The sequence below is a fragment of the Micromonospora sp. CA-259024 genome, from assembly GCF_050936255.1.
Taxonomy (GTDB): Bacteria; Actinomycetota; Actinomycetes; order Mycobacteriales; family Micromonosporaceae; genus Micromonospora.
Genome location: NZ_JBNJND010000002.1, coordinates 233,890 through 258,856 on the forward strand (window position 1 = coordinate 233,890; position 24,967 = coordinate 258,856).

Annotated in this window: 30 protein-coding genes and 1 riboswitch; of the genes, 14 read left to right on the plus strand and 16 right to left on the minus strand. The window is 71.8% G+C overall.

From position 1 onward, the window contains the following. The first annotated feature begins 2 nt into the window (after window positions 1-2). The 3 genes from ACQEUX_RS20330 to ACQEUX_RS20340 are packed head-to-tail and all read left to right on the plus strand — an operon-like array spanning window position 3 to window position 1,607. Entirely contained in the window at window positions 3-869 is an 867-nt protein-coding gene (locus ACQEUX_RS20330; RefSeq protein WP_433050614.1) for a metal ABC transporter permease, read from the plus strand. Window positions 870-912: 43 nt separating this feature from the next. Next, complete coding sequence (locus ACQEUX_RS20335) at window positions 913-1,212, plus strand: ArsR/SmtB family transcription factor (RefSeq protein WP_433050617.1); 300 nt, start codon at window positions 913-915, stop codon at window positions 1,210-1,212. Continuing rightward, complete coding sequence (locus tag ACQEUX_RS20340) at window positions 1,209-1,607, plus strand: Fur family transcriptional regulator (RefSeq protein WP_433050620.1); 399 nt, start codon at window positions 1,209-1,211, stop codon at window positions 1,605-1,607. Before ACQEUX_RS20335 ends, ACQEUX_RS20340 begins: the two co-directional genes overlap by 4 nt. Before the next feature lie 63 nt (window positions 1,608-1,670). Here ACQEUX_RS20340 and map read toward each other — a convergent pair whose 3' ends face one another. Next, window positions 1,671-2,453, minus strand: coding sequence for a type I methionyl aminopeptidase (gene map / locus ACQEUX_RS20345; RefSeq protein WP_433050623.1), 783 nt, complete (start codon window positions 2,451-2,453; stop codon window positions 1,671-1,673). 65 nt (window positions 2,454-2,518) lie between these two features. Here map and ACQEUX_RS20350 point away from each other — a divergent pair, with 65 nt between their 5' ends. The 3 genes from ACQEUX_RS20350 (at window position 2,519) to ACQEUX_RS20360 (ending at window position 3,698) form a co-directional block, all read left to right on the plus strand. Then, window positions 2,519-2,821, plus strand: a complete 303-nt coding sequence (locus tag ACQEUX_RS20350) for a helix-turn-helix domain-containing protein (RefSeq protein WP_433050626.1) — start codon at window positions 2,519-2,521, stop codon at window positions 2,819-2,821. Window positions 2,822-2,912: 91 nt separating this feature from the next. Continuing rightward, window positions 2,913-3,521, plus strand: a complete 609-nt coding sequence (locus ACQEUX_RS20355; protein ID WP_433050629.1) for a hypothetical protein — start codon at window positions 2,913-2,915, stop codon at window positions 3,519-3,521. A 9-nt stretch (window positions 3,522-3,530) separates the two neighbouring features. Further along, window positions 3,531-3,698 (plus strand): hypothetical protein, encoded by a 168-nt coding sequence (locus ACQEUX_RS20360; RefSeq protein ID WP_433050632.1) that lies wholly within the window; start codon window positions 3,531-3,533, stop codon window positions 3,696-3,698. Window positions 3,699-3,758: 60 nt separating this feature from the next. Here the strand turns inward: ACQEUX_RS20360 and ACQEUX_RS20365 are convergent, their stop codons facing one another. The 4 genes from ACQEUX_RS20365 to ACQEUX_RS20380 all read right to left on the minus strand — a co-directional run bounded on the left by ACQEUX_RS20365 (window position 3,759) and on the right by ACQEUX_RS20380 (window position 8,121). After that, window positions 3,759-5,765: an acyl-CoA dehydrogenase family protein gene (locus tag ACQEUX_RS20365; protein WP_433050635.1), complete on the minus strand. Its 2,007-nt coding sequence runs from the start codon at window positions 5,763-5,765 to the stop codon at window positions 3,759-3,761. 122 nt (window positions 5,766-5,887) lie between these two features. Continuing rightward, the gene (locus ACQEUX_RS20370) at window positions 5,888-6,391 is read right to left on the minus strand and encodes a DUF6328 family protein (protein WP_433050638.1); all 504 of its coding nucleotides are present in this window, start codon (window positions 6,389-6,391) and stop codon (window positions 5,888-5,890) included. Between the two features lie 122 nt (window positions 6,392-6,513). Next, complete coding sequence (locus tag ACQEUX_RS20375; protein ID WP_433050641.1) at window positions 6,514-7,263, minus strand: sugar isomerase domain-containing protein; 750 nt, start codon at window positions 7,261-7,263, stop codon at window positions 6,514-6,516. Between the two features lie 27 nt (window positions 7,264-7,290). Beyond that, on the minus strand, window positions 7,291-8,121 hold the full coding sequence (locus tag ACQEUX_RS20380) for an alpha/beta fold hydrolase (RefSeq protein ID WP_433050644.1): 831 nt from the start codon (window positions 8,119-8,121) through the stop codon (window positions 7,291-7,293). Between the two features lie 108 nt (window positions 8,122-8,229). Then, window positions 8,230-8,334: riboswitch (TPP riboswitch) on the plus strand. 75 nt (window positions 8,335-8,409) lie between these two features. On the opposite strand from ACQEUX_RS20380, the gene ACQEUX_RS20385 reads away from it, so the two are divergent. The 5 genes from ACQEUX_RS20385 to ACQEUX_RS20405 all read left to right on the plus strand — a co-directional run bounded on the left by ACQEUX_RS20385 (window position 8,410) and on the right by ACQEUX_RS20405 (window position 13,820). Then, window positions 8,410-9,003, plus strand: coding sequence for an ECF transporter S component (locus ACQEUX_RS20385; RefSeq protein ID WP_433050647.1), 594 nt, complete (start codon window positions 8,410-8,412; stop codon window positions 9,001-9,003). A gap of 118 nt (window positions 9,004-9,121) precedes the next feature. Next, entirely contained in the window at window positions 9,122-10,558 is a 1,437-nt protein-coding gene (locus ACQEUX_RS20390) for an ABC transporter ATP-binding protein (RefSeq protein WP_433056992.1), read from the plus strand. Further along, window positions 10,555-11,355, plus strand: coding sequence for an energy-coupling factor transporter transmembrane component T family protein (locus ACQEUX_RS20395; RefSeq protein ID WP_433050650.1), 801 nt, complete (start codon window positions 10,555-10,557; stop codon window positions 11,353-11,355). Before ACQEUX_RS20390 ends, ACQEUX_RS20395 begins: the two co-directional genes overlap by 4 nt. A 264-nt stretch (window positions 11,356-11,619) precedes the next feature. Next, window positions 11,620-13,311 (plus strand): PHP domain-containing protein, encoded by a 1,692-nt coding sequence (locus ACQEUX_RS20400; RefSeq protein WP_433050653.1) that lies wholly within the window; start codon window positions 11,620-11,622, stop codon window positions 13,309-13,311. After that, the gene (locus tag ACQEUX_RS20405; RefSeq protein ID WP_433050656.1) at window positions 13,308-13,820 is read left to right on the plus strand and encodes a hypothetical protein; all 513 of its coding nucleotides are present in this window, start codon (window positions 13,308-13,310) and stop codon (window positions 13,818-13,820) included. Before ACQEUX_RS20400 ends, ACQEUX_RS20405 begins: the two co-directional genes overlap by 4 nt. Before the next feature lie 100 nt (window positions 13,821-13,920). Here ACQEUX_RS20405 and ACQEUX_RS20410 read toward each other — a convergent pair whose 3' ends face one another. After that, entirely contained in the window at window positions 13,921-14,175 is a 255-nt protein-coding gene (locus tag ACQEUX_RS20410; RefSeq protein ID WP_433050659.1) for a hypothetical protein, read from the minus strand. Between the two features lie 310 nt (window positions 14,176-14,485). On the opposite strand from ACQEUX_RS20410, the gene ACQEUX_RS20415 reads away from it, so the two are divergent. Together ACQEUX_RS20415 and gndA are read left to right on the plus strand one after the other, a co-directional pair. Next, window positions 14,486-14,782 (plus strand): MTH1187 family thiamine-binding protein, encoded by a 297-nt coding sequence (locus ACQEUX_RS20415; protein ID WP_272613001.1) that lies wholly within the window; start codon window positions 14,486-14,488, stop codon window positions 14,780-14,782. Window positions 14,783-14,884: 102 nt separating this feature from the next. Further along, on the plus strand, window positions 14,885-16,327 hold the full coding sequence (gene gndA / locus ACQEUX_RS20420) for an NADP-dependent phosphogluconate dehydrogenase (protein ID WP_433050664.1): 1,443 nt from the start codon (window positions 14,885-14,887) through the stop codon (window positions 16,325-16,327). 111 nt (window positions 16,328-16,438) lie between these two features. Here gndA and ACQEUX_RS20425 read toward each other — a convergent pair whose 3' ends face one another. The 5 genes from ACQEUX_RS20425 to recO form a co-directional block, all read right to left on the minus strand. Continuing rightward, on the minus strand, window positions 16,439-17,212 hold the full coding sequence (locus ACQEUX_RS20425; protein ID WP_433050666.1) for a pirin family protein: 774 nt from the start codon (window positions 17,210-17,212) through the stop codon (window positions 16,439-16,441). Continuing rightward, complete coding sequence (locus tag ACQEUX_RS20430) at window positions 17,209-17,436, minus strand: thioredoxin reductase (protein WP_088988091.1); 228 nt, start codon at window positions 17,434-17,436, stop codon at window positions 17,209-17,211. The genes ACQEUX_RS20425 and ACQEUX_RS20430 overlap by 4 nt, the downstream gene beginning before the upstream one ends. Before the next feature lie 159 nt (window positions 17,437-17,595). Continuing rightward, entirely contained in the window at window positions 17,596-17,781 is a 186-nt protein-coding gene (locus tag ACQEUX_RS20435; RefSeq protein WP_433050670.1) for a hypothetical protein, read from the minus strand. A gap of 71 nt (window positions 17,782-17,852) precedes the next feature. Further along, complete coding sequence (locus ACQEUX_RS20440; protein WP_433056994.1) at window positions 17,853-18,629, minus strand: isoprenyl transferase; 777 nt, start codon at window positions 18,627-18,629, stop codon at window positions 17,853-17,855. 40 nt (window positions 18,630-18,669) lie between these two features. Then, on the minus strand, window positions 18,670-19,536 hold the full coding sequence (gene recO / locus ACQEUX_RS20445; RefSeq protein WP_433050673.1) for a DNA repair protein RecO: 867 nt from the start codon (window positions 19,534-19,536) through the stop codon (window positions 18,670-18,672). Between the two features lie 102 nt (window positions 19,537-19,638). On the opposite strand from recO, the gene ACQEUX_RS20450 reads away from it, so the two are divergent. After that, entirely contained in the window at window positions 19,639-20,448 is an 810-nt protein-coding gene (locus ACQEUX_RS20450) for a DUF4097 family beta strand repeat-containing protein (protein ID WP_433050676.1), read from the plus strand. Here ACQEUX_RS20450 and ACQEUX_RS20455 read toward each other — a convergent pair. The 5 genes from ACQEUX_RS20455 to ybeY all read right to left on the minus strand — a co-directional run bounded on the left by ACQEUX_RS20455 (window position 20,435) and on the right by ybeY (window position 24,963). Then, window positions 20,435-21,652 (minus strand): acyltransferase family protein, encoded by a 1,218-nt coding sequence (locus ACQEUX_RS20455; RefSeq protein WP_433056996.1) that lies wholly within the window; start codon window positions 21,650-21,652, stop codon window positions 20,435-20,437. The genes ACQEUX_RS20450 and ACQEUX_RS20455 overlap by 14 nt on opposite strands. Before the next feature lie 156 nt (window positions 21,653-21,808). Further along, window positions 21,809-22,714, minus strand: coding sequence for a GTPase Era (era, locus tag ACQEUX_RS20460; RefSeq protein WP_433050679.1), 906 nt, complete (start codon window positions 22,712-22,714; stop codon window positions 21,809-21,811). Further along, on the minus strand, window positions 22,711-23,097 hold the full coding sequence (locus ACQEUX_RS20465) for a cytidine deaminase (protein WP_433050682.1): 387 nt from the start codon (window positions 23,095-23,097) through the stop codon (window positions 22,711-22,713). The genes era and ACQEUX_RS20465 overlap by 4 nt, the downstream gene beginning before the upstream one ends. Continuing rightward, window positions 23,090-24,514, minus strand: coding sequence for a hemolysin family protein (locus ACQEUX_RS20470; protein ID WP_433056998.1), 1,425 nt, complete (start codon window positions 24,512-24,514; stop codon window positions 23,090-23,092). The genes ACQEUX_RS20465 and ACQEUX_RS20470 overlap by 8 nt, the downstream gene beginning before the upstream one ends. Then, on the minus strand, window positions 24,490-24,963 hold the full coding sequence (ybeY, locus tag ACQEUX_RS20475) for an rRNA maturation RNase YbeY (RefSeq protein WP_433050685.1): 474 nt from the start codon (window positions 24,961-24,963) through the stop codon (window positions 24,490-24,492). Before ybeY ends, ACQEUX_RS20470 begins: the two co-directional genes overlap by 25 nt. Window positions 24,964-24,967 lie beyond the last annotated feature (4 nt).

Here is a 24,967-nt window from a genome sequence, read left to right on the forward strand (position 1 = left end):
CCATGGAACTCTTCCAGTACCCCTACATGCAGCGCGCCCTGATCGGTGCGCTGGTGATCGGCCTGGCCGCGCCGGCACTCGGCATCTACCTGGTGCAGCGCCGGCTGGCGTTGATCGGCGACGGCGTCGGGCACGTGGCGTTGACCGGCGTCGGCGCCGGCCTGCTGCTCAACCGCTCGCCGGTGCTGGTGGCGGTGATCGCCGCCACCATCGGCGCGATCGCCATCGAGGTGGTCCGCGCACGCGGCCGCACGTCCGGTGACCTGGCCCTTGCTCTGCTCTTCTACGGCGGCATCGCGGGCGGCGTACTGCTGGTCGGCCTCTCCGACGCGACCAGCGCGAACCTCAACGCGTACCTGTTCGGGTCGCTGACCACCATCTCGCCCGGAGACCTGACCACCATCGCGGTGCTCGGTGCGGCGATCCTGATCACCATGATCGCGCTGCGCCCGGCGCTCTTCGCGGTCAGTCACGACGAGGAGTACGCCCGGGTCTCCGGCCTGCCGGTGCGCACACTGAACCTGCTGATCGCGGTCGCCACCGCGGTCACCGTGACCATCGCGATGCGGGCCGTCGGGGTGCTGCTGATCAGCGCTCTGATGGTGGTGCCGGTCGCCACCGCCCAGCAGGTCACCCGAGGCTTCCGCAGCACGATGGCCGCCGCGATGGCGCTCGGGCTCTTCGCCGCCGGCTCCGGTGTCTGGGTGGCGGCGACGGCGGACACCGCGCCGGGCGCCTCGGTGGTGCTGGTGGCGATCGCCTCCTTCCTGGTGGTGGCCGTGGCGGGCGGCGTCTGGCGGGCACTGCGCCGCCGGGCGACACCGGCCGCCACGCCAACACCGGAACCGCACGAGGTCGTGCTGAGTTGATCCTGATCAGCGGGATGTCGGCGGTATTGGTTATCGTTGCAGGATGACCAGCGCCACGGGCTACGACGGGTTCGACGGAGCCAGCGAGTTGCTCCGCGCACTGTCCGCGCCCATCCGGCTGGCCATCGTCAGCGAGCTGGCCAGCGGCGAGCGGTGTGTGCACGAGCTGGTGGAGAAGCTCGGCGCCGCGCAACCGCTGGTCTCGCAGCACCTGCGCGTGCTGCGCGGCGCGGGTGTGGTGCGGGGTTCACGCCGAGGTCGGGAGATCGCGTACAGCCTGGTCGACGAGCACGTCGCGCACATCGTGGCGGACGCGGTCAGCCACGCCGGGGAGGGATCATGAGCGAGAGCAGCGCCGCGGTGCGCAACACCCGGCAGCGCTCGGCGGTGAGCGCGCTGCTGGCCGAGATGGAGGGCTTCCACAGCGCCCAGGACCTGCACGCGATGCTGCGGCAGCGCGGCGAGCGGGTCGGCCTGACCACCGTCTACCGCACCCTGCAGGGGCTGGCCGACGCGGGCGAGATCGACGTGATGCGCCCGCCGGGCGGCGAGCACCTCTACCGCCGGTGCAGCGTGGGGCACCACCACCACCTGGTCTGCCGGGCCTGCGGGCGCACCGTGGAGGTGGCCGGCCCGGCGGTGGAGAGCTGGGCCGACCGGGTCGCCGCGCAGCACGGCTACGCCGACGTCAGCCACACCCTGGAGATCTTCGGCACCTGCCCGGCCTGCGTCCGCTGAGCACCTGCCGGGCCTGTGTCCGGCGAGCACCGGCGCGGGCCGGGAGTGGGAAACGCGGCTGGCTCACGCTTGCGCCTGCGCGGGCAGAGTGAGAATTTCGGCTCCGTCGTCGGTGATGGCGATCGTGTGCTCGCTGTGCGCTGTCCGGCAGCCTGTCGCGCTTCGGAGCGTCCACCCATCGGCATCGGTGACCAGCTCGGCGGTGTCCGCCATGACCCATGGCTCCAGTGCCAGCAGCAGCCCGGGGCGCAGTCGGTATCCGCGACCGGGCCGACCCTTGTTCGCGACGTGCGGGTCCTGGTGCATCGTCGATCCGACGCCATGACCGCCGAACTCGGTGTTGATCGGATATCCCGCCTCGCTGAGGACCGAGCCGATGGCATGGGAGATGTCGCCGATGTGCGCCCCCGGTCCGGCCGCGGCGATGCCGGCGCTCAGGGCGCGCTCGGTCGCGTTGATCATCGCGACGTCCTCCGGGGGCTTCGAGTCACCCACGATGAAGCTGATGGCGGAGTCCGCGACAACCCCACCCTGGGAGACGGCGAGGTCGAGCGTCAGCAGGTCGCCGTCGGCAAGCGTGTAGTCGTACGGCAGTCCGTGGAGCACGGCGTCGTTGACCGACGTGCAGATGTAGTGGCCGAACGGCCCGCGCCCGAAGGACGGCTCATAGTCGACGTAGCAGGACAGCGCCCCGGCCTCGGTGATCATGTTGCGGGCCCACAGGTTGATGTCCAGGAGGTTCGTGCCGACCGTGCTGCGGTTCCTGAGTGTCTGCAGGATGTTGGCGACCAGGGCACCGGCGTCTCGCGCTCGCAGGAGGTCTGTGGGATTCAGGATCTCGATCATGCAGCGCCTTCCTCGCGCGACCAATAAGTATCCCGGCCATATTATCCCGGTACTAGAATCACAGCATGGTCAGGTTGCCGCTCACTCCCGCGGAGGTCGAGCGCGGACAGCGCCTCGGCGCCCTCCTGCGCCGAGCCCGGGGAGACCGTTCGATGCTCGTCACCGCGCTGGACGCAGGTGTCTCGCCGGAGACCCTCCGAAAGATCGAGTCCGGTCGCGTAGCCACCCCTGCCTTCTCGACCATCGCCGCGATCGCCGACGTCCTCGGCCTTTCCCTCGACGCGGTGTGGTCAGCCATCAACCAGTCGGACGGCCGGGCCGAGTTCGCAGGATCGGGTCGCAACGCGGGAGAGCGGTTGGCGTCGTAGGTCTCGCCCTCGCAGCCCTGTGGTCGGGGGTCGTCCCGCCCCTCGATCCGACGGGTGTCGGGTCGAGGTCGTTCGTGGCACGCTGTCCGGCGTGAAGATCTACGCCGATCGGTTTCCGACCGCCGCCCGCCAGTTGCTCACCGACCTGTTCGTCGTCGCCTGGGTGTACGTGGCGATCCGTGGCGCGCTCTGGCTGCACGACCTCGTGCAGAAGCTCGCCGTACCCGGCCAGAAGTTGGAGGGTGCCGGCAGCGGGCTCGCCGACAACCTGGGCGACGCCGGCAGCAAGGTCGGCCGGGTGCCGCTGGTCGGCGACGAACTGACCGCGCCGTTCCAGCGGGCCGCCGACGCCGCCCGGTCGCTCGCCGACGCCGGCCGCGACCAGCAGCACCTGGTCGACCAGCTCGCCCTCGCCCTCACCATCGCGGTGCTGATCTTCCCGCTCGGCCTGGTGATCTTCGGCTGGCTGCCGCTGCGGGTCCGCTGGATGCGTCGCGCCGGGTCCGCCGCGAGGCTGGCCGCCGGACCGGCCGGCCGGGACCTGCTCGCCCTGCGGGCGCTGGCCACCCAGCCACTGGACCGACTGACCCGGATCGCGCCGGACGTCGCCGAGGCGTGGCGGCGCGGCGACGACGCCACCGTCGACGCGCTGGCCGCGCTGGAGTTACGCCAACTCGGTCTGCGCGGCCGAGGCCGCTAAGGTCGTCGGGTGTTCTACTTCCTCGTCGTCATCGCCGTCCTGCTGCTCGGCTACGCCGCCGTCCTGGTCTCCTTCGTACGACGGGGCAGGAAGATCCCGCCTGCGGCGTACCTGGTCCTGGCGGTGCTCAACGGCCTGCTCCTGGCCGCGGTGCTGGCCTGGGCGGTCTCCCGCTGACCGGCGCCATCGACGCCCCATCCGCGTCGCCCGGCGCGGGGTGGCGACGGGCGACGGGGGTCACGGCTTCGGGGGGATGCGACGGCGGACGTCCTCGGCGGTGGACGGACCGGGCGACCAGCGGGCCACCCACGGCAGGTCGTCGGGCGGGGTGACCACACCCTCCTCCAGGTCCGCGTAGCGGCCCGCGAGGATCCGCTTCGCGGCGGCGGTGTCGACCGAGTCGGTGTTGTCCCAGAGTGCGCTGAACAGGGCGTCCACCCGCACCCGCGCCTGCCGGCAGAACAGGTCGGCCAGCTCGACGTTCTCCGGTCGGCTGTCCCGTTCGGCGGATGCCCGGACGCAGACCGCGGACATCGCGAACAACTCGGCGCCGATGTCCACCACACGGCCGAGGAACGCCTGCTTGCGCTCCATCTTTCCCTGCCAGCGGGACATCGCGTAGAACGTCGACCGGGCCAGCTTGCGCGATGACCGCTCGACCTGGCGCAGGTGCGCGGCGAGCGGCCCGAACTCGGCGTACGCCGAAGGGCTCTGCCCCCGGCCCACGGCGAGGGTGGGCAGCCACCTCGCGTAGAAGGCCCCGGCTCGGGCGCCGGCCCGGGCCTTGCGACCGAGCCCCGCCTCGGGGTCGATGATGTCGCCGGCCACCGACAGGTGGGCGTCGACCGCCTCCCGGGCGATCAGCAGATGCATGATCTCGGTGGAGCCCTCGAAGATCCGGTTGATCCGCAGGTCACGCAGCATCTGCTCGACGGCGGCCGGGCGTTCGCCGCGAGCGGCGAGCGAGTCGGCCGTCTCGTAGCCACGCCCGCCCCGGATCTGGATCAGCTCGTCGGCGATCTTCCAGGCCATCTCGCTGGCATACAGCTTGACCAGCGCCGCCTCGATCCGGATGTCGTTGCGGTCGTCGTCGGCGAGCAGGCAGCAGAGGTCGAGCATGGTTTCCATGCCGTACGTGGTGGCGGCGATGAAGGAGAGCTTCTGCGCGACCGCCTCATGCTCGCCCACCGGGCGACCCCACTGGACCCGGTCGGCGGCCCACCCCCGGGCCACGTTCAACGCCCACTTGCCGGCACCCACGCACATCGCCGGCAGCGAGAGCCGGCCGGTGTTCAGCGTGGTCAGGGCGATCTTCAAACCCTTGCCCTCGCCGCCGATGACGTTCTCGGCGGGCACGAACACGTCATGGAACCGGGTGAGGCTGTTTTCCAGGCCGCGCAGGCCGATGAACTCGTTACGGCGCTCCACGGTGATGCCCGCGCTGTCGCCGTCCACCACGAACGCGGTGATGCCGCCCCGACGCCCCTCGGTGGCCGGCACCCGGGCCATCACCACCAGCAGGGTGGCCACGATGCCGTTGGTGGCCCAGAGCTTCACCCCGTTGAGCCGGTAACCGGTGCCGTCCTCGGTCGGCTCGGCGAGGGTGGCCAGCCGGGCCGGGTCGGAGCCGACGTCCGGCTCGGTGAGCAGGAACGCGGACACCTCGCCGGCCGCGAGCCGGGGCAGGAAGCGCTGCTTCTGCTCGGCGGTGCCGAACATCTTGAGCGGCTGCGGCACCCCGATCGACTGGTGCGCCGAGAGCAGCGCGCCGATGGCCGGGCTGACCGAGCCGGCCAGCATCAGCGCCCGACAGTAGTGCAGGTTGCTCAGCCCGAGCCCGCCGTACTTCCGGTCGATCTTCATGCCGAACGCGCCGAGGTCGGCCAGGCCGTGGAACACTGAGTCCGGAATGGACGCGTCCCGTTCGATCGCCGCGCCGTCCACCTCCGAGGTGAGGAAGGCGCGGAACCGACCAAGGAACTCCTCGGCGCGGGCCACGTCGTCCGGATCGGAGCGGGGCCACGGGTCGATCAGGTCGAGCCGGAACCGACCGAGGAACAGCTCCTTGCCGAAGCTGGGCCGGTCCCAGGTGGACTCCCGCGCGGCCTCGGCGACCTGCCGGGCCTCCTTCTCGGAGACCTGCCCGGCCTCCGCCGGCAACGGGGCCACGGCACCGGCGGTGCTGGGTGCGGCTGCGGAGTCGGGGCCGTCCGGTGCCGGTCGGCCGTTCTGCGTCGTGGTCACGGCTAGCCCCCTCGAACCTCGGTGTGGCTGCGTCGACGTGCGCGACTACCCGCCACGCTACCCCCGGTTGTTACCCAGGGGTAGCGCTCCGAGAAGATCGCTTTTCCGCTGGCCGGGTGCGCTCAGCGGCCGCTGAGCATGTCCGGGTCGTCATCGTCGTCGTCGACGTCGTCCTCACCCCAGTTACGCCGGGCGAACGGCAGGATCACCCAGAACATGAGGAACCACAGGCCGGTCAGCGCACTGAGCACGAAAGCGATCGGCCGGTCCAGCACGAAGTCGGTGATCAGCAGCACCGCGCTGACCATCGCGATCAGCATGAAGGCGAGGCCACCCGTGGCCATCCGGTGGGCGAACCGCACCAGTTCCGGCTTGCGCCCCTGCCGGAACAGCGCCCGGTGGAACGCCACCGGCGAGATGATCAATGCGGTGGCGGCGGCCGCGGCGAGCAGCGCGACGATGTAGACATCCCGTTGGAACTGGCTGGTCCGGGTGAACCCGCTGCTGAACGGCAGGGTGAGCAGGAAGGCGAAGAGGATCTGCACGCCGGTCTGCGCGACCCGCAACTCCTGCAACAGGTCGGCGAAGTTGCGCTGCCAACGCTGCTTCTCGGTCTCCTTGGACACGCGCTACCTCCGGTGAGACGCTACTGCCGGCGGTCCCGGCCGCCGGCAGCAACGCCAATGCCCCACCCGGCCGGGCGCGAAACAAGTTCACGACATCTCCCGGGCACCCGACCGAGGCGACCTCAGGAGCCGCGTCGGATCCGACCCGCGTATCTGGCCTCCAGTGCCGCGTTGTGCGCGTCACCGTCCGGGATGTTCGCCGACAGGTAGACCGGCGGCCGCTCCCCCGCCGCCAGCAACCGTGCCACCACCTCCACGGTGACCTGCTGGGCCAGCAGCGCCGCGGTGATCGAGGAGACCGCGCCGACCGCGCCGCCGCCCGGAATCGGCAGCGTCGCGTCGCCGTACGGCGCGCCGTTGTCGAGCACCACGTCGGCGAGGTCGGACAGCTTGCGCCCGGACGGGTGGCGGGAGGTCATCCGGCCGGAGTGTTGTGTCGAGGTGATCGCCACCAGGCCGTGGCCGCGCTCCTTGACCAGCGTGGCGAACTCCACCATCGCACCGTTGACGCCCGAGTTCGAGGCGAGCACGAAGACGTCGGTGGGTCGCACCGGGGCCAACTCGTAGAGGCGGTGCGCGACCGCCGGGTCCCGTTCCAGCATCGGGCCGAGCCGCTCAGCCGGGTCACCCCCGAGCAGCACCAGGTCGCGGAGCGCGATCCGGTTGGTCGGCACCAGGCCGCCCGCCCGGCCGGCGATCTCCATCGCGAGGGCCTCCGAGTGCCCGGTGCCGAACGCGTGCACCACGCCGTCGGCGCGCACCGCGTCGGCGATCAGGTCGGCCGCCCGTCCCACCGCCTCCCGCTGACTGGCGGCGACCCGGCCGATCGTCTCGGTCACCACGGTCAGGTAGTCCTCGGCACTCAGCGTCATGGTCCTCCCTCGATCTGCACGCATGGTTCAGGCCGTTCCGCCGGCTCGGGCCAGAATCGCCTCAGCGAGCAGGCCCGGCGCCTCGTCCGGGATCCAGTGACTCACCCCGGGTAGCCACACGAAGCGGTAATCCCCGGTGACGTTCGCCGCGCACGCCTCGGCGGCGGCCCGGCCGATGGCGACGTCGCGGTCACTCCAGACGTACGTGGTGGGCACCGCGACCGGGCCGACGCCGGCCAGGTCGGCGCTGGTCATCGCCCGGTACCAGTTCAGCGCTGCCGTGAGCGCCCCCGGCTCGCGCATCGGGTCGGCGTAACGCTCCACCCGGGATGCGTCGCCCACGCCGCCGAGCAGCTTGCGCAGCGCGATCGCGTGCCAGGCCAGCAACACCTTCTCCGCCTTGCCCGGCTTGCGGAACAGCGCAATGTACGACGAGCGGGCCTTCTGCTGGCCGTCGGTGGCCAGGGCGTGCGCCATGGCCGCCGGATGGGGCACGGACACCGCGGTCAGCGTGCGGACCCGATCGGGGTGCCGGGCGGCGACCGCCCAGGCCACGACCGCGCCCCAGTCGTGGCCGACCAGGTGGACGGCGTCCAGCCCGAGGGCGTCGAGCACCGCCACCACATCGCCGACCAGTTCGGGAATCCGGTAGTCGGCCACCGCCGTCGGCCGGGCACCCGGCGAGTAACCGCGCTGGTCCAGGGCGTACGTGCGCAGCCCGCCCGCGTGCAGCGCCGGCACCACGTCGTCCCACTCGCCGCTGTGCTGCGGAAAACCGTGCAGCAGCAGGACAGGCACACCGTCGGGCGGACCGCCGGTGGTTACCTCGAACGTGAAGCCTCGCGCGTCGACCCGCATGATCGGAAGCGTACCGAGCCGACGGCGGGCGGGCCGCCCACCGCAGGTCAGGCGCATGCCCTGCTGGGCCAGCGGCCGCGGTCGGTGTTAGCGTCAGCGAGACAACTTCACATCCGACAGGGGAGCGCACAGCGCTGAGAGTGCGGGCACGCCCGCAGACCCTCGAACCTGATCTGGGTAATGCCAGCGCAGGGAGTTCGGTCGACCTCCAGCCGCGCCGCCGTCCGGTGCCACCGGACGCGCGGCGTGCGTCTTCTCCTGGTTCGCAGTCAGAACTGGGAGCAACACATGACATCCACCACCGACACCAACCGCTGGCGGACCATCGACATCGTGGTCGCCTCGGTGATCGCGGTCGCCTTCGGCGTCATCTTCTGGGCCTGGGGCCTGGTCTGGAGTGCCACCGAGGGCGCGTTCGCCTTCTTCCCGCCGGCGCAGACGCTGCTCTACGGCGTCTGGCTGATGCCAGCCGTGATCGGCGGCCTGGTCATCCGTAAGCCCGGTGCCGCGCTCTACTGCGAGACGGTGGCCGCGGTCCTCTCCGCGCTACTGGGCAGCCAGTGGGCCGGCACGGTGATCCCGCAGGGCATCGTGCAGGGCATCGGCGCCGAGCTGGCGTTCGCCGCCTTCCGGTACCGGTCGTTCCGTCTGCCGACCGCTGCGCTGGCCGGCGCGCTGACCGGTCTCAGCGCGGCACTGTTCGACTTCTTCGTCTGGAACGCCGACTACGCCCTGACCGACTACCGCATCCCGTACGCGCTGATCACCATCGTCAGCGCCACCGTGATCGCCGGTGTCGGCGGCTGGCTGCTCACCCAGGCGCTGGCCAACACGGGCGTCCTGGACCGCTTCCCGGTAGCCCGAGACCGCGCCCTGATCTGACCCACCCGGCTGGGTTGATCAAGAGGTTTGCGTCGACGGAGAGCGATTTTCTGACGCAAACCTCTTGATCAACGGACGTAATGGGGGCAGGGGCGGGGCAGGGGCGGGAGGGAGGGGTCTGGTGGGCGGCGGGGTACTGCTGCGGGGGTTCGGGTGGCGGCACGCCGGGCGGCGGGCCTGGGCTGTGCGTGGGGTTGACCTGCGGGTCGAGGCCGGGGAGCGGGTTCTGCTGCTCGGGCCCTCGGGGGCCGGCAAGAGCACCCTGCTCAGCGCGCTGGCCGGGCTGCTGCCGGAGGACTCCGGCGAACAGGAGGGCACCGTCGAGATCGACGGGCTCGACCCACGCAAGGGGCGGGAACGGGTCGGCATCGTCTTCCAGGACCCGGAGACCCAGCTGGTGATGGCCCGCTGCGGCGACGACGTCGCGTTCGGGCTGGAGAACCGGGGAGTGCCGGCCGGCGAGATCTGGCCCCGGGTCGACGAGGCGCTGAGCCGGGTCGGCTTCCCCTACTCCCGGGACCGCAACACCGCCGCGCTCTCCGGCGGCGAACAGCAACGCCTCGCCCTGGCCGGAGCGCTGGCCCTGCGCCCTGGCCTGCTGCTGCTCGACGAGCCGACCGCCAATCTGGACCCGGCCGGGGCTGACCTGGTCCGGCGGGCGGTGGCCGACGCACTGGACGCGGACACCACGCTGATCCTGGTCGAGCACCGGGTCGCCGAGGCACTGCCGCTGGTCGACCGGGTGGTCGTCCTGGAACCCGGCGGCGGGGTCCGCGCGGACGGCACGCCCGAGGCGGTCTTCGCCGCGCACGGCACCACCCTCGCCGCCGAGGGCGTGTGGGTGCCCGGTCACCCGATCGCGCCCCGACCGGCCACCGCCGCTCCCGGGGAGCTGCTGCTCACCGCCGATCGGCTCGGCCTGCCGCCCCGGCTGGGCTGCACCGACCTGGCGGTACGCGCCGGGGAGGCGCTCGCCGTACGTGGGCCCAACGGCGCCGGCAAGTCCACCCTGGCGTTGCTGCTCGGCGGGCTGCTCCGGCCGGGCACCGGACGGGTCACCGCGTCCGCCGAGCTGGCCGGCCCGGATCACCGCACTCCCCCGCACTGCTGGCGAGCGCCCGCGCTGGCCCGGCGGATCGGGTCGGTCTTTCAGGATCCGGAGCACCAGTTCGTCACCAGCACCGTCTTCGACGAGCTGGCGCTCGGCCCGCGCCGGACCGGTCAGCCAGAGGCGGCCGTCAGGGAGACCGTGGCCGGGCTGCTGGAGCGGCTGCGACTGGGCCGGCTCGCCGCCGCCAACCCGTACACCCTCTCGGGTGGTGAGGCGCGGCGGCTGAGCGTGGCGACCGCCCTGGCCACCGCGCCCCGCCTGCTGATCTGCGACGAACCCACCTTCGGTCAGGACCGGCGGACCTGGCGGGAGCTGGTCGACCTCTTCGCCGACCTGCGCGACGCCGGGCACGGCGTGGTCGCGGTCACCCACGACGCGGACTTCGTCGCCGCGCTCGCCGACCGCACCGTCACCCTGCGGCGGGCCTCGGACGGCAGCCGATGATCAGCATTGAGCCGGTCGCCGCGCCCGACGCGCCGTTGGCCCGCCGCAACCCGGTGGCGAAGGTCGCCGCCGCGCTGGTGTTCTCGTTCACCCTGCTGGCAACCCTGGACCCGGTGGCCCCGGCGATCGCCATCGCGCTCGAACTCGCCGTGCTGCCGCTGTTCGGCATCCGCTACCGGGTGCTGGCCCGACGGGCCTGGCCACTGCTGCTCAGTGCCGCCGGCATCCTGGTCACCCTGGTGCTCTTCGCCGCCGACCGGTCCGGTCGGGTCCTGCTGGACGCGGGGCCGGTGTTGGTGAGCACCGGGGTGCTGCTCACCGCGCTCGGCCTGGTGCTGCGGGTGTTCGCGGTGGCCCTGCCCGGTGTGATCGTCTTCGCGACCACCGACCCCACCGACCTGGCCGACGCGTTGATCCAGAACGTGAAGGCGCCAGCCCGGTTCGCCATCGGGGCGCTGGCCGCGTTCCGGCTGGTCCCGCTGCTCGGTCAGGAATGGCAGATGATCAGCATGGCGCGACGGGCGCGGGGCGTCGACGCGGGACGCAACCCGGTGGCGAAGCTGCGGCTGTTCGCCTCCACCGCGTTCGCGTTGCTGGTTGGGGCGATCCGCCGGGGTACCCGGCTGGCCGTCGCGATGGACGCGCGCGGCTTCGACGCCGAGACGCCTCGGACCGTGGCCCGCCGTCAGTCCTTCACCCGTGCCGACGCGCTGCTCATCGTCGTCGCCGCCGCGCTGGCCGGCACCGCCCTGACGGTGAGCGTGCTGCTCGGCACCTTCCGCCCGCTGATCGGCTGACCCGCCGCGCATCGGGTCGCTGGCCCACGCTCACCGCCTCGTCAGCGGGCCCGAGGCGGTGCTCGGATCCACGGCGCGCACTGGTCGATCGGACGACACACCTGCTTCACGTCCGCCATGAGTTCGAGCGCGGCACACGCCGAACCCCTCGAAGCATGGTCGGAGTCGCATGTTCGCATCTCGGCCGTATACCTGACATGCGCTGTTCCCCTGGCCGGACGAGATTGTCCGCGGGAAATCCTCCTGACCAGACTGGAGCAGCACATGGGCCACGGCCACGGTCACTCGCACGATCACGATTTCGCCGCCGACGGTGACCTGCCTCCGGCGCTCGACGGCTCCATCCCGGACGCGGAACTGGCGCCCACCGACCTCAGCCGGCGCGGTTTCCTGCGCAACGCCGGCCTGCTCGGCGCAGGCGCCGCCACCACCGTGCTGGCTGCCGGGAGCCCGGCGCTCGCGGGGGGCCACGACCACGGACCCGGCGGTGACCACGGCCGCACCGGGGAGTTCCAGTGGCTGGCCGGCGACCACCACATCCACACCCAGTACAGCTCGGACGCCCAGTACCGGGTCGTCGACCAGGCCCGCCACGCCCAGGCGTACGGCCTGGACTGGATGGTCGTCACCGACCACGGCAGCGTCGCCCACGCCAAGATCGGCGTGGACAAGGTGAACCCGGACATCGTCGCCGCGCGCGACCAGCTCAAGGACCTGCTGATCTACCAGGGCCTGGAGTGGAACATCCCGGCCGCCGAGCACGCCACCGTCTTCGTCCACCCGGGACGCAACGAGGTCGCCGTCCTCAAGGAGTTCGAGAACGCCTTCGACGGCACCGTCAAGAACGCCGGCGACAACAGCCCGGCCAACGAGGCGCTCGCCATCGCCGGCATCAAGTTCCTCGGCGAGGCGGTTCGCAAGCGCCGTGTCGAGGGTGCGCTGTTCCTGGCGAACCACCCGGCCCGGCGAGGAATCGACTCTCCCCACGAGATCCGCGCCTGGCGGGACGCCGACCCGAGTGTGGCGATCGGCATGGAGGGTGCTCCCGGCCACCAGGCCGCCGGGCTGCCCGGTGGCGGCCGGGCCCGAGGCTACTACGACAACAACCCGTCGCCCTCGTCGTTCCCCGGCTACCCGCTGGAGAGCTACCGCACCTGGGGCGGCTTCGACTGGATGACCTCCACCGTCGGCGGGCTCTGGGACAGCCTGCTCGCCGAGGGCCGGGCCTGGTGGATCAGCGCCAACTCCGACTCGCACGTCAACTACCTGGACACCTCCCAGCGGGGGCCGGACGGCAACTTCGACCTCAACGGCAAGCACAACGACCCGGTGTACGGCCCGCTGCTCAACACCGCCGGCGACTACTGGCCCGGCCAGTACAGCCGTACGCACGTCGGGGCGAGTTCGTTCAGCTACCGCGCCGTGATGGACGGCCTGCGGGCCGGCCGGGTCTGGGTGGACCACGCCGGCCTGATCAAGGCTCTCGACGTCCGGGCGCGGGTCGCCGGTGACCGGCGCCGGGAATCCGGTACGCCGCTCGGTGGGGTGCTGCGGGTCAAGCGCGGTACGCGCGTCGAGGTGACGATCGACATCGACCTGGCGGACACCCCGAACTGGTCGCAGTTCGTGCCGGTGCTCAGCCGGGTCGACGTTATCGCCGGCAAGGTGACCGGCGCCGTCGCCGACAAGGACACGTTCACCGCCCCCAACACGAAGGTGGTGAAGTCCTTCGAGGTCAACAAGGGCACCGGCAAGGTCTCCTTCACCTACTCCTTCGGCCGGGTGGACGAGCCGTTCTACCTGCGGATCCGAGGCACGGACGGCAAGCGCAGCCAGCCGGGCCTGATGGGCGCGGCGGTCGACCCGTTCGGCCCGGCCCTGGACGTCACCGGCGCCGCGGACCCGTGGGAGGACCTCTGGTTCTACGCCAACCCGATCTGGGTGCTGCCGCTGTGATCCTGGGCCTCAGCCTGGGGCATCGGACGCTGCGGGAGGCGGAGCACTGGCTGACCGATCAGCTCGGGTCGCTCGACCTGCCGGACCTGGTGGCCTGCACGCACCTGGTCACCGCGCCGTATCCCCATGTGGCGCTCAGCGTGGCCGTGCCGACGGCGACGGGCTGGTTGGGCGGGCTACCCGCCACCCCGCCCGAGCTGCGGGCCGCGGCGGAACGGGCGGCAGCCGAGCACACCGCCCGTCGGTCCGGCAGGGCCGTGCGGTACCCCGGTGTGGACCGGATGGTCGGCACGCTCACCGTCGGCGAGGTGCTCAACTCGAGTGCGATCGAGCGGGTCGTGGTGCTCGGTGGGACGACGGCCGAACCGGAGATGCCGCTGGACACCCGCGACTTCGTCCGCCCGGAGTGGCGCAACGGTCAGCTGGTGCTGGTGGCCATGCCGCACCACTCGGGCGGTCTCGCCCCGTTCGAGGTGCCCGACCCGACCCCCTGCTGCGCCGACCACTGAGGCCGGTGTGTGGTCCGCCGCGTCCGCGGCGGACCACGCACCGGACGGTGGGTCGAGGACAGCGCGATCGTCGCTGGTGACGACCGCGCGGACCCGTCGGTCAGCTACGCCGGAAGGCGTACCGACGGGCCTGACCTGCCCGCTGGCTGCCGTGCCCGACGGCGGACCTGCCGCGGGCAACCGGCGGACCGGCCGTGGGCGGCGCAGACCGGAGGGCCGGCCCCGAGCCCTCGATCGGCAGGGGTGGCACCGCGGGCATGATCGCCGCCTGGTCGAGGTTGGCCGGCGTCAGCTCCTCGACGGTCGGCCCGGCTTCCGGGCTACGGGACTTCTTCGGGTTGCGCCTGGCGGGCATCCTGGCCTCCTTCTCGGCGGACCGGCCGACGGCACGGCGACCGGGACGGTCGCGGCGCACGCGGCGCGGTCACGGTTGGACGAGGACCGGGCTGGAGACAGTCCGGTCATGGCGGACGGGGTCGGTCCCGGATCGGCCACGACAGCCATCGGCGCAGTGCCGGTAGCGGAGAATGCGGACGCCCGGGAGCGCACGGACCGCGACGCGGGGCGGCGGGCCGGCTCGGAGAGAGGGCGTCAGTTACGCATGCCCGCACACTATCGGGTGGGCGTACCCCGACGCAGCCGGTTTTCCTGGCACCATCGGCGGCATGCTGATCGCGTTCTCGGTAACCCCGCTCGGTGTCGGTGAGTCCGTCGGTGACCTGGTGGCGGAGGCGGTGCGGGTGGTCCGCGACTCCGGCCTGCCCAACCGCACCGACGCCATGTTCACCACGATCGAGGGTGAGTGGGACGAGGTGATGGCGGTGGTCAAGCGGGCGGTCGACGTGGTGGCCGCGCAGGCGCCGCGGGTGAGTGTGGTGCTCAAGGCCGACGTCCGGCCGGGGGTGACCGACGCGCTCACCGCGAAGGTGGCGCACGTGGAGGATCGCCTGGCCCAGGGCTGAACGCTATCGACCGGTGACCGGCTGTCGACGACACGCCCGCGCCGCCCTGTGCCGAGATACGGTCGCAGAACGAAGGTACGACGGCGAGAGGTGGCGGCACGGATGGCTGAGCAGGCGACGGCGCAGATCGGTGTGACCGGGCTGGCGGTAATGGGTCGCAATCTGGCCCGCAACCTGGCCCGCAACGGCTTCACGGTGGCGGTGCACAACCGCTCGCCGGAGCGCACCCGCAGCCTGATCGCCGAGCACGGCGACGAGGGCGCGTTCGTGCCCGGCGAGACGATGGCCGAGTTCGTGGCGTCGCTGGAACGGCCCCGCGCGGTGATCGTGATGGTCAAGGCGGGTGCGCCCACCGACGCGGTGATCGACGAGTTGGTGCCGCTGCTGGAGGAGGGCGACATCATCGTCGACTGCGGCAACGCCCACTTCGCCGACACCCGTCGCCGGGAGGAGGCGCTGCGCGCGCAGGGGCTGCACTTCAGCGGCACCGGTGTCTCCGGCGGCGAGGAGGGCGCGCTGCTCGGGCCGAGCATCATGCCGGGCGGTTCCGCCGAGTCGTACGCCAAGCTCGGGCCGATGTTCGAGAAGATCGCCGCCCAGGTGGACGGTGTGCCGTGCTGCATGCACGTCGGGCCGGACGGCGCCGGGCACTTCGTCAAGATGGTGCACAACGGCATCGAGTACGCCGACATGCAACTGATCGCCGAGGCGTACGACCTGCTCCGGGCCGGTCTGGGCGCGAAGCCGGCGGAGATCGCGGAGATCTTCCGCGACTGGAACAACGGCGAGCTGGAGTCGTTCCTCATCGAGATCACCGCCGATGTGCTGGCGCACACCGACGCGGCGACCGGGCGGCCGTTCGTGGACATCGTGCAGGACCGGGCCGAGCAGAAGGGCACCGGGCGGTGGACCGTGCAGAGCGCCCTGGACCTGGGCATCCCGATCACGGGGATCGCCGAGGCGACCTTCGCGCGCTCGCTCTCCGGGCACGTCGACCAGCGGGAGGCGGCCCACCGGGCGTTCCCGGACGCCGGTGAGAAGTGGCAGGTCGCCGACCGGGACGCGTTCGTCGAGGATGTCCGCCGGGCGCTGCTCGCCTCCAAGATCGTCGCGTACGCGCAGGGCTTCGACCACATCCGCGCCGGCAGCCAGGAGTACAACTGGGACATCGACCTGGGCGGCACGGCGACGATCTGGCGGGGTGGCTGCATCATCCGGGCCCGCTTCCTCAACCGGATCCGCGAGGCGTACGACGAGCAGCCCGACCTGCCGACGTTGCTGGTGGCGCCGTACTTCGCCGAGGCGGTCGGCGCTGGTGTGCCGAGCTGGCGGCGGGTGGTGGCCGACGCGACCCGGGCGGGCGTGCCCACGCCCGCGTTCTCGTCGTCGCTGGCGTACTTCGACGCGCTGCGCGCCGAGCGGCTGCCCGCCGCGCTGATCCAGGGCCTACGGGACAACTTCGGCGCGCACACCTACCAGCGGGTGGACCGCGAGGGCTCGTTCCACACCACCTGGGCCGGCGACCGCACCGAATCCCCCGCCTGACCCCACCCCGCCCCACCCCGCCCTACTCCTCCGCCGATCTTGCAGTTTCTGCTCGGGTAAATGGGCACAAAAGGCCCATTACTTAAGCCGAAACTGCAAGATCGCGGGGGCCTAGGCGACCGTGGCGTGCATTTCCCAGACCAGAATCTCGGCGGGCTCGTCCGCCGAGACCCGCCGGCCACCGGTCATGGTGAGCCGGGCCGCGTCGCCGGTGCCGAGCGGGCCGCTGCCCTCCAGGGTCACCGTGCCGTTGGGCACATACAGGTGCACGAAGGGCGCGTCGGGAATGGTGACCTCGTCGCCGGGGGCGAGTCGGGCCGCGTGCAGGGTCGCGTACCGGTTGCGGATCCGGATCGCGGACGCGCCGTCGTAGCGGTCCATCCCGGAGGCGATCGGCACCAGGCCGCCACGGAGCAGCTCGTCCTCGATCTCCAGCTGCTCGTACCCGGGGTCGACGCCCTGCTCGTCGGGGAGCACCCACATCTGCACGAAGTGGACCGGGTCGCTGTGCGGCTCCTGGTTGTTCAGTCGCCAGGCGTCGTTCTTCTCGGAGTGCAGAATGCCGGTGCCGGCGCTCATCCGCTGGGCCAGGCCCGGGTAGATCACCCCGGAGTGGCCGGTGGAGTCCTGGTGCACCAGCGAGCCACGCAGCACCCAGGTCACGATCTCCATGTCCTGGTGTGGGTGGGTCTCGAAGCCGGCGCCCGGGCGCACCACGTCGTCGTTGTTGACCAGCAGCAGACCGTGGTGGGTGTTGGCCGGGTCGTAGTGCCGGGAGAACGAGAACGAGTGCTTGGAGTCCAGCCAGGAGATCCGGGTGGTGAAGCGGTCCTCGGCGCGGCGGATGTCGACCGCGGGTGCGGCGGATGCGGCGGGTGCGGTCACCAGGCACGCTGCCCGGCGTCGGGAGTCGACGGCGCCCAGGTCAGGGCCGGCTCTCCGGTGGCCAGTTCGGCGATCTCACCGGTACGCAGCTGCGGCGTGTGGCCGAACTCGGCGCAGTGCTGCTCGGCGATCTCGGCACAGATGTCAGCCACCTGCTCGCAGATCGGGTCGCCGAGATCGGCCGCGTTCAACGCCATGATCATCTTGAATCGAAGATCCCGCATATCCACCCCAACCCCGTCGTCCCACCACCTCCGGACCCTACCCGCCCCAATCCTCCCCAACCTCAAAACAACCGCACCCGGCCCCCGTCCCGGGGGTGGACAGGGGGGGCGCCGCCTGCACTGTGTGCGGGCGGCGCCGGGAGGGAGAGGGGTTGGGGATTACCAGAGACGGCGTCGCTTGGCCTTTTGCGGGCGCACCAGGTCCGCGCCCTTGGTCAGCAGCCGCGTCACCCCGGAGGGACCCCGCCGGGCCTCCAGGGTGTGGCTGAGTCGGCGAGCGCCGGCAGCGGCCAGTGGAACCGCGACCGCCATCACCGCCCACTGGGCAATGCGCTTCTGGATCATGTGGGTTCACCTCCGTCAGTGGCTTCTGACGGAGGTGATACCCAGCGTGACGGAAGGATAAGCGCCTCGGCTCAGAGCACCGGGGCGACCGGGTTGGGCAGCGCGCCGCCGAAACGTCGGTCCCGCTGCGCGTACAGCTCGCAGGCGTACCAGAGGTGGCGGCGGTCGAAATCGGGCCAAAGCGTGTCCAGGAAGACCAACTCGGCGTACGCCGCCTGCCAGAGCAGGAAGTTGGAGATCCGCTCCTCCCCGGAGGGGCGCAGGAACAGGTCCACCTCGGGGATCTCCGGGTGGTAGAGGTACTTCGCCACGGTCTTCTCGGTGACCTTCGCCGGGTCCAGCCGGCCGGCCGCCACGTCGCGGGCGATCGCCGCGGCGGCGTCGCCGATCTCGGCCTGCCCGCCGTAGTTGACGCAGAACTGCAGGGTCAGCGTCGAGTTGTCGCGGGACATCTCCTCCGCCGTCTGCAACTCGGAGATGACGCTCTTCCACAACCGCCCGGGCCGGCCCGACCAGACCACCCGGACGCCGAGGTCGACCAACTGGTCGCGGCGGCGACGGATCACGTCCCGGTTGAACCCCATCAGGAACCGGACCTCGTCGGGCGAGCGCCGCCAGTTCTCGGTGGAGAACGCGTACGCCGACAGGTAGGGGATGCCCATCTCGATCGCGCCCTCGATGGTGTCGAAGAGGCTGTGCTCCCCCGCCTCGTGACCCTTGGTGCGGGGCAGCCCGCGATCCTTGGCCCAGCGACCGTTGCCGTCCATCACCACCGCCACGTGCCTCGGCACCGCCTCGGTGGGCAGCGCCGGCGGCCGGGCGCCGGACGGGTGTGGTGTCGGCGGCATCGGCTCGCGCCGGCCGGCCTTCTTCGATCGGATCACTCGGTCACTCCCTGTTCGCGCCGTCCGCCCCGGCCTCGACGTCGCCACGTGGCCGGAGCACCACGACCCCGGTGCCATCCGGCGGCGAGGCCGTGCCGGCCGCCGAGGGACCCCGGTCGACCAGCGGCAGCGAGCGTAGCGCGCGTTCCAGGTGCCACTGCAGGTGCGCCGCCACCAGCCCACTGCACTCCCGGCGTACGCCGATCTCGGTGGCATCGGCGATCACCCAGTCGCCGATGGTCAGTGCGGACATCAGGTCGATGGTGGCCGGCGCGGGATGGGCCGCGCCGGGCGGCCGGCAATCCGGGCAGACCGCGCCGCCGGCCGGCACGGAGAACGCCCGGTGCCGCCCGGGGGTGCCGCAGACCGCGCAGGCGAGCAGCGCCGGCGCCCAGCCCGCGAGCGTCATCCCGCGCAGTAGGTACGCGTCGAGCACCAGGGTGGTGGCGTGCTCGCCCCGGGACAGCGCCTTCAGTGCGCCCACGGTGAGTTGGAACAGCCGCAGTGACGGTTCCCGTTCCACCGGGGTCAGCCGCTCGGCGGTCTCGGCGATCGCGCTGGCCGCCGTGTAGCGCGGGTAGTCCCCCAGGAACCGCTTGCCGTACAGCTCGATGCCCTCGACCTGGCTGACGGTGTGCAGGGAGCTGCCGTGGTTGCCCTTCGGGTCACCGGCGAGCTGGAGATCGACGTGGCCGAACGGCTCCAGCCGCGCGCCGAACTTGCTGGTGGTGCGGCGGATCCCCCGGGCCACCGCGCGCAGCCGGCCGTGCCGGCGGGTGAGCAGGGTGATGATCCGGTCGGACTCGCCGAGCTTCTGCACACGCAGCACCACCGCGTCGTCGCGGTAGAGCTGTCGGCGGTACCCGGCCATCGGGCCATTCTCCCTCGGGGTGTGAAATCAGGGTCGGTTCGGGGTGGATGCGCGGACGAACCCCGATGCGCCGGGCTCGTGACCGGCCGTAGCGTTCTCGCCATGGCACTGCACGAAATCCCCACCGGCTCCCGTAGACGCGCGAGCGCCCCCATCGCGCTCGGCCTGGCCGCCACCCTCATCCTGCTCGCCGGGTGTGACAACCTGGCCATGCGCCGGCTCGACTACGACGACACCGAGGCGGTCCGGGTGACCACGATCCGGGTGTCGGGTGGCTCGGGCGACGTGGTGGTACGCGGCACCGGCCCGGCGTCCGAGGTGCGGATCAAGCGGGTGGTGCGCTACCAGGGCGGCGAACCGGACAACGCCCGGTACGAGATCGAGGGCAGCGAGCTGGTGCTGGACACCAACTGCGGCTCGCGGTGCAGCATCTCCTACGAGGTGACGGTGCCGGAGGGTGTGGCCGTGCAGGGCGAGGCCAGCTCCGGCAACATCGAGCTGAGTCGGGTCGGCACGGTGGACCTGCAGCTGAGCTCGGGCGACGTGCGGATCTCCGGCGCGTCGGGCGCGCTCGGGGTGGAGACCCGCTCCGGCAACATCGAGGTGAGCGAGGCCACCGCTGCGGTACGGCTGCGCGCCTCGTCCGGGGACATCACCGCACGGCGGCTGAGCGGCACGGTCGACGCCGAGGCCAGCTCCGGCAATGTCACCATCGAGCTGGACAAGCCCGCCTCGGCCCGGGTACACGCCGCCAGCGGTGACGTCACGTTGCTGGTGCCCGAGGGCAGCTACCGGGTCCGATCCAACGCCGACTCCGGCGACAAGACCGTCACCGTCACCGACGACCCGGCCGCGTCCCTGATGCTCGACGGTTCGGCCAGCAGCGGGAACGTCACGATCAGCCTGCGCTGATCTCGACGGTGGCCACCTTCCCGGCCACACGCTGCGCCGGCACCACCGCTCGTCCGGCGCCCTCCTCCGCCGGCCCGGAGTCGGACCGGACCGAGGGCTCGGCGCCGGACCGGACCGCAGGCTCGGCGCCGGGCACGACCGAGGGCTCGGCGCCGGACCGGACCGCAGGCTCGGCGTCCGACCGGACGACCGCCCCGGCCGGGCCCGGCCGGCCGCCGGGGACCAGCTCCGGGCGGCGACGGGCGGCGATGTCCTCGACCCAGCCGACGGCCAGGGTGACCAGCCCGACCAGCGCGAAGACCAACAGCACCCGGATGGCCAACCCCGCCGGGTCCTGATGGGACCAACCCACCACATCGACCAGCGGAGTGAGCGCCACCACGAACGGCATGTGCCAGAGGTAGACGGTGAGGGCCCGCCGGTTGACCACGGTCACCGCCCGGTCGGCCAGCCGTCTTCGGCCCAGCCAGGCCACCCCGGACGGCGCCCGACCCAGCGCGACCAGGATGAACGCGGCCGACCAGAGGGCGTTGCCCAGGTGATTGTCGTTCAGGTCGTACCCGCGTGGGCCGGGATGCCCGACGATCCAGGCACCTCCGCCCACCGCGAGTGCGAGCGCCAACGGGTACAGCACCCGGCCGGAGAGCCGGCGCAACATCCCGGCGTGGTGGGCGAAGCCGAGCATCCACGCGCCGAAGTAGAGTCCGAACTCCCGCAGCACCGGCGGCGCCGGGTAGATCCCCGCCTCGATCGCCACCAGCAGGAGGTACGGGGCGAGCAGGGTGGGCAGTGGGGCCCGGCGAAACAACCAGAACGCGACCGGTGAGGCGAGCACGAACCACAGATAGTCGCGCAGGTACCAGATGACGCTCAGCGCCAGGGCACCCCAGTGGTTGGCCGGCGGGTCGGCGATCGGGAACAGCCACAGCAGCACCCGGGGGGTCACCGGCAGCCCGGTGAGCAGCATGGCCGGGGCAAAGACCGCCGCGAGCACCCACAGCGACGGCAGCAGCCGGCGCAGTCGACGGCCGACCGCCGACGGGCCGCAGCGGGTCAGCGACGCGGCCATCAACGAACCGGCGAGAGCGAACATCACCGACATGGCAGGGAAGACGAGGGTGAGAGTCGCCCACCCGGTGACGTGGTAGACGACCACTCGGACGATGGCCAGGAAACGGAGCAGATCGAGATACCGGTTGCGCATCATCCTGCATCTGGGTCGGGGACGCGGGGGCGTACCTCCCCTACCCTGCGCGGCGGCCGCCGCAAACGGCCACGGCCCTACCCGAAGGTGAATCTTCCCATCTGCCCGACCGAAGACGATCATGCGAAGGCCACACAGCCGCCTCGGCGGGATCAGTCAGAAGCCCAGCTTGCGCAACTGCTTGGGGTCGCGCTGCCAGTCCTTCGCGACCCGCACGTGCAGGTCGAGATAGACCCGGGTGCCGAGCAATTCCTCAATCTGCCGGCGGGCGTTCGTACCGACCTCCTTGAGCCGGCTCGCCCGGTGACCGATCACGATCGCCTTCTGGCTGGGTCGCTCCACGTACACGTCGGCGTAAATCTTCATGAGTTGACCCTCGGGGATCATCTCCTCCACCACGACCGCGATGGAGTGCGGCAGCTCGTCACGGACCCCCTCCAGGGCGGCCTCGCGGATCAGCTCGGCGACCATCACCTGCTCGGGATCGTCGGTCAGCATGTCGTCCGGGTAGAGCTGCGGCGACGGCGGCAGGTAGCCGGTCATCACATCGACCAGAGTGTCCACCTGGTGCCCGGAGACCGCGCTCACCGGCACCACGGCGGCGAACTCGCCCATCTCGCTGACCGCGAGCAACTGCTCCGCCAGGCGGCGCTTGTCCACCAGGTCGGTCTTGGTGACCACCGCCAGGACGGTCGCCTTCAACTCGGCCAGCTCGCCGCTGATGAACCGGTCACCGCGCCCGACCGGCTCGTCGGCCGGAATGCACAGACCGATCACGTCGACCTCGGTCCAGGTGGACCGGACCAGGTCGTTGAGACGCTCGCCGAGCAGCGTACGGGGGCGGTGCAGGCCCGGGGTGTCGACCAGGACCAGCTGCGACTCCGGCCGGTGCAGCACGGCCCGGATGACGTGCCGGGTGGTCTGTGGCTTGTTCGAGGTGATCGCGATCTTGGTGCCGACGATGGCGTTGGTCAGCGTCGACTTGCCGGCGTTGGGCCGGCCGACGAAGCAGCCGAACCCGGCCCGGTAGGGCCGCGCCTCCGGGTCCTGTACGGGGCTCACTGGGTCACCGTGCCGAGGACCGTGCCGTCCGGAGCGGCCACGTGGATCGGCGCGTCCACCGAGAGATCACGCACCGCGGCGTGCCCGGCACCGTCCAGCGTCGACGCCTCGGTCACCACCACCGCGGCCTCCAGCCGGCTCGCACCGGCCGCCACGGCCGACGCGACCGCGAGCTGTAGTGCGGTGAGGGTCAGCGAGGGCAGCGCGACACTGGCCGCCGCGTACGTCCGGCCGTCCTGATCCCGGACCGCGGCGCCCTCCACGGCGCCTACCCGTCCACGGGCTCCCCGGGCCAGGACGACGAGCTTGCCGTCCTCGGCACTCAGCGGGGCCGGCGCGGTGGGGGCGGGCCGGGCGGCGGGCGCGGCGGGTGTGTCAGGCATCGGCGGGTTGCCTCTCGTCGTCTCGATGGTTGTCGGTGTCGTCGCCGGGGCCGGCATGCTCGCCGCGCCCCGCGTTGTCCTGCTCATGGCCCGACTCCACCCGGCTGACCAGGACGGTGTCGATCCGGTTGCGCCGGCCGGTGGTGCCCTCGGCGACCAGGCGGAGGCCGGCGACCTCGGCCTCGGCGCCCGGAATCGGCACCCGCCCCAGCGACTGGGCGAGCAGGCCACCAACCGTCTCCACCTCGTCGGTGGGCAGGTCGGTGTCGAACATCTCGCCCAGATTCTCCACCGGCATGCGGGCGGTCACCCGCACCGTGGAGTCCGCCAGACGTTCGACGGGCGGGCGTTCGACATCGTACTCGTCGGTGATCTCACCGACGATCTCCTCCAGGATGTCCTCGATGGTGACCAGACCGCCGGTGCCGCCGTACTCGTCGACCACGATGACCAGGTGGTTACGGGCGGCCTGCATCTCCGACAGCAGGTCGTCGACCGGCTTGGACTCCGGTACGAAGGTCGCCGGGCGCATCAGCTCGGCCACCGGCAGCTGCTCGGCCTCCGGATCACCGCCGCGCGAGCGCCGGATCAGGTCCTTGAGGTAGAGCACACCCAGCACGTCGTCGACGCTCTCACCGATGACCGGAATGCGGGAGAAGCCGGAACGCAGGAACAGCGCCAGCGCCTGCGCGAGCGTCTTGCCCTCCTCGATCCAGACCATCTCCGTACGCGGCACCATCACCTCACGGGCGATGGTGTCGCCGAGCGCGAAGACCGAATGGATCATCTGACGTTCGCCATGCTCGACCACGCCACGCTGCTCGGCCAGGTCGACCAGCTCACGCAACTCCACCTGGGTGGCGAACGGCCCCTCCCGGAAGCCGCGCCCCGGGGTGACCGCGTTGCCGATCAGGATCAGCAGCGACGCGAGCGGGTTGAGCGCCCGGCCCAGCCAGCGGACCAGCGGCGCCACCGCACGACCCACGGCGTACGCGTGCTGCCGGCCGATGGTGCGCGGGGCGACGCCGACCACCACGAAACTGACCACGGTCATCGCGCCGGCGGTCACCAGCGCGGCCCGCCAGCCGGCGCCGAAGGTGTCGACCGCGACCAGCGCCACCAGTGTGGTGGCGGTCAGCTCGGCGAGCAGCCGCAACAGCAGGAGCAGGTTGAGGTGCCGGACCACGTCGCCGGCCACGACCTGGAGGGTGCGGGCGCCACGCACGCCGTCGCGGGCCAGCTCGGCGGCCCGGGCGGGCGAGACCGCGGCGAGCGCCGCCTCGGTCATCGCGATCAGACCGGCCAGCACCACCAGGCCGGCCGCGAAAACGATCAGCTGCAGGTCGGGAAGGCCGGCGGTGGGGCCGGCCGCCAGTAACGGAGGAGTGGACATCACTGGGTGCGGGTCGACCGCCAGCTCGCCAGCAGTCGGGCCTGGAGCGCGAACATCTCGCGCTCCTCCTCCGGCTCGGCGTGGTCGTAGCCGAGCAGGTGCAGCACCCCGTGCACGGTGAGCAGGTGCAGCTCATCGGCCGGCGCGTGCCCGGCGGCCGCCGCCTGCTTCGCCGCGACCTCGGGGCAGAGCACGATGTCACCGAGCAGGGCCGGCTCGCCACCGGCCGGTGCGGACTCACCCGGACCGTGGTCGACGCTGCCCTCGTCCATGGGGAAGGCGAGCACGTCGGTCGGGCCGTCGCCACCCATCCAGCGGTGGTTCAGCTCGGTCATGTAGTCGATGTCGACCAGCAGCACCGACAACTCGGCGAGGGGGTTGACCCCCATCTCGTCGAGGGCGTGCCGGGCGACGGCGAGCACGGCGTCGGTGTCGACCTCGACACCGGACTCGTTGGCGATCTCGATGGACAACTGC